Origin of the sequence: Vibrio sp. 1159, assembly GCF_033340395.1 — a bacterium.
GTDB lineage: Bacteria > Pseudomonadota > Gammaproteobacteria > Enterobacterales > Vibrionaceae > Vibrio > Vibrio alginolyticus.
Map to the genome: position 1 here is coordinate 1 of NZ_JAWOWL010000123.1, position 1305 is coordinate 1305.

Consider the following 1305-nt stretch of genomic DNA (forward strand, 5'->3'; position numbering starts at 1 on the left):
CTTTCGGGTAACGCCCTGGTCCCGCTGGTTTCGGCTTTGTGCTTCAGGTGATCAAGGATCTGCTTGATCACTATAGGGTCTTCAATGCAGGCGATGACTTTCATGGCGCCGCCGCAGCCGCTGCAGGTCTCGATGTCGATATTGAAAACACGCTTGAGCCGTTGCGCCCATGTCATCGACGCTCGCCGTTGTGCTGGTGTTGCCGGTTCATCAGCCACCCTGACCTTGTTGCCCCTGCCCCGTTTTGCCGGCGTGACCAACGCCCGGTGCCGACTGTTGGGTGCGAACACCCCGTGGAAGCGGGTTAGGTTGACTCTGGGCTTCGGTACCAGGGCGGCCAGCCTTGCAATGAAATCCAATGGTTCGAAAATGACGTGCGTGGTGCCGTCCCGGTACGGCGTCTTGAGCTGGTAGCGCACGTTGCCGCCTCGTGTTAACGACAGCCGCTTCTCGGATACCGCCGGGCGGCTGATGTACCGGCACAGCCGTTCGAGCTTCTTGCGTTCATCGGCCCTGGCCGCCACGCCGGCGTGCAGGCTGGACCCGGCTACCTTGCCAATCCCGTCACCGAACGGATCACCACTGGTCGGCAGAGTTTGCAAAGTGAACACCTTTCGCCCCGCCTGTGAACCGACAGCGATACGGTAAGTGATCGAGTGCCCCAGCAGGGGTGTCATCGGGTCGTCATCCACCGCATCCGAGGCCAGATAGCTGTTTTCGACATCCCGTTCCAGCAGGCCTTGCCGTTCCAGATAGCGACCCACCCGGTGGGCGATGGTGTGCGTCAGCTGGGTGAGCTCTGGGCTGGTCGGCGCCTTGACCCAGCGGAAACGCGCTGAGCCGTGGGATTGCTCGACATACACACCGTCGAGAAACAGCATGTGGAAGTGAACATTCAGATTGAGCGCCGATCCAAAACGCTGGATCAGGGTGACCGCGCCCGTCTTGGCCACTTGGTGGGTATGGCCCGCTTTCTTGACCAGGTGCGTGGCAATGACGCGGTAAACGATGCCCAGCACCCACCCCATGATCTCGGGCCGGCTGGCAAACAGGAAACGCAGCTGAAACGGGAAGCTCAACACCCACTGACGCATGGGTTGTTCAGGCAGTACTTCATCAACCAGCAAGGCGGCACTTTCGGCCATCCGCCGCGCCCCACAGCTCGGGCAGAAACCGCGACGCTTACAGCTGAAAGCGACCAGGTGCTCGGCGTGGCAAGACTCGCAGCGAACCCGTAGAAAGCCATGCTCCAGCCGCCCGCATTGGAGAAATTCTTCAAATTCCCGTTGCACATAGCCCGGCAAT

1 protein-coding gene is annotated in these 1305 nt (G+C 60.8%); it reads right to left on the bottom strand.

Translation table 11 applies throughout. From position 1 onward, the window contains the following. A partial coding sequence (locus tag R7127_RS26355; protein ID WP_318148698.1) for an IS91-like element ISVsa3 family transposase occupies positions 1-1305 on the bottom strand: 1305 nt, incomplete at both ends.